The sequence below is a fragment of the Rhizobium sp. FKY42 genome (assembly GCF_005222835.1).
Taxonomy (GTDB): Bacteria; Pseudomonadota; Alphaproteobacteria; order Rhizobiales; family Rhizobiaceae; genus Neorhizobium.
In genome coordinates, this window is the sequence record NZ_STGA01000050.1 from 1697 (window position 1) to 7614 (window position 5918).

A 5918-nucleotide genomic window follows, 5' to 3' on the forward strand; every position below is an offset into this window, starting at 1 on the left:
CCCGTCCGCTGGAGCAGCGCCTGGTAGTGGTAATTGTCACCGCGACCAAAACGCTCGCCTTCATAAATGAGATCGAAGCCGCCGATCGATGCGATGTGGATTTCACCTTGGCTCTGGAGCTGGACCAAGGTGAGGATCTCCTTCATCAACGCCCGACCGGCGTCTTTCCGCTCGGAGTAGGACTTGCTCATGATGGTCATGGCGAAGGCATCGCCAGAAGTGGGGACCAGGCGTTCGATATCCTGGCCGATTTCACCGATGCGGCGGGTCGCCGTCTCGATCTCGCGCTCCGCGTCGCGGATTTGCCGCCGGACGGCAAAGAGATCGTCGTCATGGGCGGCGCGCAGACGCTCCAGGCGAGCAATGTCGGCCTCCAGCCCGGCCTTTTGCATCAGCCGTTCGTCGCCTGACGCAATGGCCTTGGCCATCGCAAACTGGTTTGCCGCGCCTTCACCGACGTCCTCCAGCCGCCGGATTGAGGTGTCGCCGGAGAGCGCGGCGGCGATGAACCGGGCCTTTCGTTCGTTGTTCTGCCACATCGAGGCATCGAGACTTCCCTCGGTAGCATAGGCGAAGATATCGACTTCCTCATGCTGGTTGCCTTGCCGCACGATCCGGCCCTCTCTCTGCTCGATTTGCGACGGCAGCCACGGCACGTCGAGATGGTGCAGCGCCTTCAGCCTTAGCTGGGCGTTGACACCGGTGCCCATAGTTTCGGAACTGCCGATGAGGAAGCGGACTTTTCCGGCGCGCACATCACCGAACAGGCGCTGCTTGGCCTCGGTCTTTTTGTAGTCCTGCATGAAGGCGATCTGTGATGCCGGCACGCCCATACGGATCAGCTCGTCGCGGATCCAGCGATAGGCTGAGAAACCCCTTGTCTTCTCGACATTGATCGTGCCGAGATCGGAGAAGATCATCTGCGCGGCGCCCGGAAGTTCATATGGCTTGCCGTCCGGGCGGCGATAGATCGCTTTACCAGTTTCCTGCCAGATTCTGTAGGCATTGCGGACCAGCAGATTGAGCTTGTTGTCCTCCTCGTTCTCAGCGCCCGGCATGACAAGCCGCAGATCGATCGCCGCATGGCGACCATCGGTAATGACAGAGAGCAGAATATCGTCGCCGGGCTTGGCCGGCCCCTCACGGTTCTCGATTGCCTTGATGCGCGCGTCCAGCATCTGCTGGTAGGTCTTGAACAGGGCGGTCGGCTTGGCCGTCAGGATCTGCCGCCGGCCCGTCGAGATGTTCGGGACCTTCACATATTGCCGCAGATCCTCCGGCATCACGACATCCGCAAACGACCGGAACATGGCGATCAGTTCTGGCACGTTGACGAAGGAGGCGAAGCGGCTCACCGGCTTGTATTTGCCCGACGGCTGGATTTCGAGTTCTGTCGTGGTATCGCCGAAGCAGGAGGCCCAGGCGTCGAACTCGTGCAGCCCGCGCTCGCGCAAGGCGTCAAAGCCGAGCAGGCGCTGGATCGAAAACATCTCGCCGAGCGTGTTGGTGATCGGCGTGCCGGAGGCCAGCACGAGCGCCCGGCCGGGATTCTTCGTCTCGATATAGCGGGATTTGACGTAGAGATCCCAGGCGCGCTGCGACCCATTGGGATCGATGCCCTTCAGCGTCGACATGTTGGTGGCGAAGGAAAGCTTTCGGAACTCCTGCGCCTCGTCGACGACGATCTGGTCGATGCCGATTTCCGAGATCGTCAGCAGATCGTCCTTAGCTGTGGAGAGAGCTTCCAACCGCTCCTGCAATCCTTCCTTCAGCCGCTCGAGGCGCTTGCGCGAGACGCGGTCCTCGCTGTCCACCTTGCAAGCCAAATCCTCGTAAAGCTGCAGCTCGTCCTGGATCATTTGGCTCTCGAACGCCGAGGGCACGGCGATAAACCGGAAGGCCGAATGCGTGATGATGATCGCATCCCAGGTCGCGGTTGCAGCACGTGACAGGAAACGGGCACGCTTGTCCTTGGTAAAATTCGTCTCGTCAGCGACGAGGATCCTCGCGTTAGGATAGAGGCCTAAGAACTCGCGGGCGGCCTGTGCCAGGCAGTGGCCAGGAACAACGAGCATCGCCTTGGCGATCAGACCGAGCCGGCGCTGTTCCATGATGCTTGCTGCCATGGTCATCGTCTTGCCGGCGCCGACGGCATGGGCAAGGTAGGTGGAACCTGAAGATATGATCCGCCAGATGCCGCGTTTCTGGTGCCCATAAAGAGCTAGCGCGCTGCAAGCGCCCGGAAGTTTGAGATGTGAGCCGTCGAATTTGCGCGGCGCGATATTGTTGAAGCGGTCATTGTAGTCCCGCGCCAGCCGGTCGGTGCGATCAGGATCTGTCCAGACCCAGTCCTGAAACGCCTGCTTGATCCTCTGCAGCTTATCACGAGCGGCCTCTGTATCGACGACGTTAAGGACCCGCCGCTCGCCGTCGGCATCCTTGAACACATCAAAGATCTGTGGGACCCGGCTGTTCAGAGCATCGGCAAGCAGTTCACCGGCATGGCGACGGCTCGTGCCCCACTCTGATGTGCCAGCGGCACTGTAGCCGAGCTGGCGGGCCTCGACGGTCCAAGAGCCGAGTTCCGGCATATGGTGGATGCGGATATCGGCTTCCATCGTTTCTTTTACGAAAGCCACGACATCGGCAGCCGGGATCCATGGGGCGCCGAGACGAGCGGTGATGTCGGAGGGTCGAAGGTCGGCCGGTTGGACCTCCACCAAGGCTCGAACATTGCGCGCATAGGTCGGATCGAGCTCAGCCGCAGCCCGAGCGGCGGCGAGCTTGGTGCGGACGGCTCCAGAAAGATATCCGTCGGCTGTCTTCCACGAACCGTCAGAGGGATCACGGAACACGACGTCACCAAGCTTGTCGATCACGGTTGCGGGATCGGCGTGCAACAGCTCGGCGATATGGTCGATATCGACATAGCCGCGCTCATTCAGGACGACGGCAAGCGCATCGGCCGGAGATGTTATGGTCGGCGCCGACGGCGGCGAGATCACCCGTTCGGAAAAGATCGGGCCAGGCTTTGCCGTATCGGTCTCCAGATCGTAATCCTCGATCGAGGCGACCAGCCAGCAATCGGGATCGTCGCGGAACGGTGCAAGGTTCGGCTGGCGGTGGGTTTCGCGCACCTCGCCGGTCTCGGCATCCTCCGAGATCGACACCGTCGTGTGGTTGATTGGGCCGAAATCCCGTACGAAGCTCGACCAGGCGATACGCAGCCGCACCTGAAGATCACGCCAGGGGCGATCGCTTTCCTGTGCCTTCAACACCTCGCGCACGGCATCGCGGATCGGGATCAGCTTGCTGATGATCCGAACGTGTTTTTCCGGGATTCCATCGCCTGAGCGACCCTTACGGACGGTAATCGGCGCAGCCGATCCGTCGAGCATCTGCATCAGGCCCTTGGAGCGGTCGACAAAGAAGCTTCCCTCGCGAACAGCGCTGTCCTTCGGCCGCAGGTCGACGATCTCGCCCAACTCGTCTTCCAGATCGATATCGATCGACGTGGGCTCGCCATCGTAGAGATCGACCGGCAGGAGGTTGATGGCATCTGCGAGGGCCGTTTCAAGATCCTCGCCGTCGCGGGGCCGGCATGTGTAGGTCTCGCCGAACGGGCCGGAAGTCAGGGCATGCGTGCCGAGTACGAAGTCGGGATGACGGGCAAACCACCTATTGACGCGGATCGCATCTTCTTCATCGGTGGCCAGCCTGATCTCATCGACATCGAGCCACAGCTGATCGCCCTCCGGCTCACCGAGCTTTCGCTTGCGGAAGAACAGGATGTCGACCACGACATCCGTGCCGGCGTCACGGCGGAAGCTGCCCTCGGGCAGGCGGATCGCGGCGATCAGGTCCGCGGATTTGGCGATATGCTCCCGCGCCGTCGTATCGGCCTTGTCCATCGTGCCGTGTGAGGTCACGAAGGCGGCAAGTGCGCCAGGCTTCAGCAGGTCGATCGATCGGGCTATGAAATAGTCGTGCAGGCGAAGGCCGAGCGCCCGGTAGGCGCGGTCTGAGCGGACGGTGCGATCGGAAAAGGGCGGATTGCCAATGGCGAGATCGTAGATGGGTGCAAGCTCGGTGCGGGCGAAATCACCGTTGATGATCCGGGCCTTCGGCTGCAGCAGCTTCACGATCCGCGCGGTGACCGGATCAAGCTCGACGCCGGTGACGTGGCTGCTGTTTCGATACGCTTCTGGCATCAGCGCTGGAAATAGTCCCGTGCCGATCCCCGGTTCAAGGACGCGGCCGCCACGCCAGCCAAGTCTCTGGATGCCGGCCCAGATCGCCCGGATGATGAACTCCGGCGTGAAATGGGCATATTGGGTGCAGCGGGCCAAGGACGCGTAGTCGGCTTCGGAGACGGCTGTTTGGAGCGAAGAGCCGAGATCATCCCAGCCCTGCCGGAAATCGACCTCGCCAGGACGGCGGAACATCCCGTTCGCCAGTTCGCTCGCGCCGAAGCCGGTGAAGCGGATGAGTTGCGCCTGCTCCTTCGGGGTGGCTGGTCGATCTTGCTTCTCGATGTTGTTCGCGATCAGGATCGCCGCAACATTGGCGCGGGCGCGATCCTTCCAGGACGAAGGCAGGCCGCGGTCACCCTCAAGATAGAAGTTTGCCCGAAGGCCGGTGCGCCGGATGGGGGTGGCAGCGACCGGCATGGCAGGTGGCGGCGCCGGCGGCGTGGGTTCCGGATCGTCATCATTGGCAGCATCGGGAGAGAAGCCGCCAAACGCGGTCACACCAAGCCCGAGCCCGGAGGACAGGGCAGAGCTGCCGAACATGTCGAAGGTGCCAATTCTATCATGTGAAAATGGATCGTTGCTCATGGAAATCTCCGTGGAAAGCGGGCGTGCGAAGTCGTCCGGTCGAGGATTCGACCGGCTGCAGCGCTCGGATTGAGAGGATTGGTTCTGGCTCAGGCGGCCAGGGGTGAGGGGAGGTGACGCAGATGCACCGGCAGCTTGGCCGCGATCTCGTCATCGGTCAGCGTGTCGAGCAGTTTCAGGAACGCGCCTTCCTTGCCGCCATAAAGCATGATCGTGCGATGGCCCTGCATCGGCTTTGGCCATAGATCTCCGGCATAACCGCGATAGTCATCCGCGGTCGTGCTCCAGATATGTTCAAGCCGTTCTTCGCGGCTCATCGCCCGAAGCGGCCGGGTTTCGCGGTCAAGGATCGCCGAGCGCATCGCCTCGACCGAATTCGGATCGGAGAGGTCGCAGTAGGTGTGGAAATAGCGGACGGTGTTATCGATCCGGATCGCGTAGAAGACCGAGGTTACGAAACCGGTCATGAACTCGCGCATTGCGAAGATCGGTCCACGCATCCAGAGCGGCGGCAGAATGTCGAGCATGTAGGTGTAGGAGGCCTCGTCGATCTCGAACCACTCGCCGGCATAGGTGGCTGACTGATCACCATCGAATCGATCTGGGCGCTTGGCGTGCCGGTCGAACATCCGGAACATGTCGGTGCGTTTGGCAACACCTTGAAACACTTTGCGGGGGAGGGATATCGAGGTCATCGGCTTGATCCTTTCGGGGTTTGGGGACCGAAGGCAGCACTGTCGTTTCGACCTCGTCCTTCTCTTCAGTCCTTCATGACCCCTCCCGCGTTGCTGCGTCCGTGTCCGGACGGGTCAAGGGCCGGCTCTTGCCGGGCGAAGCCTCCCTTGATGCGGCCGGCGCGCATGCGGCAGGCCTCCTCTTCTTCTCCATTTTCCTTTCCCGTCTCTCCTTATCCTTGGCTTTCAGGACTTCGTTCCAGTCCTCTGCCGGCGGACGGAGCCGCTGCCAGTCACAGCCGGACGCCTCGGCGAGCGCACGCAGTCGTTCTGCGAAAATGTCCCCTTGGGAATTGGCATCCGTGGCCGCGACCAATGTCAGTCCGGGTCGCAGAGTAAGTTCGGC

The 5918-nt window shown here is 61.7% G+C and carries 3 protein-coding genes; all 3 read right to left on the bottom strand.

Annotated elements, in window-relative coordinates:
• A partial coding sequence (locus tag E8M78_RS18570; RefSeq protein ID WP_246658389.1) for a DEAD/DEAH box helicase family protein occupies window positions 1-4838 on the bottom strand: 4838 nt, incomplete at its 3' end.
• A gap of 89 nt (window positions 4839-4927) precedes the next feature.
• On the bottom strand, window positions 4928-5533 hold the full coding sequence (locus E8M78_RS18575) for a DUF1419 domain-containing protein (protein ID WP_137136473.1): 606 nt from the start codon (window positions 5531-5533) through the stop codon (window positions 4928-4930).
• Between the two features lie 73 nt (window positions 5534-5606).
• Window positions 5607-5918: toprim domain-containing protein (locus E8M78_RS23920; RefSeq protein WP_246658388.1), on the bottom strand; the 312-nt coding region annotated here is incomplete at its 5' end.

Excerpts from the sequence above, each read along its gene's own strand:
- E8M78_RS18575 (WP_137136473.1), bottom strand. The coding sequence starts at position 5,533 with ATGACCTCGATATCCCTCCCCCGCAAAGTGTTTCAAGGTGTTGCCAAA.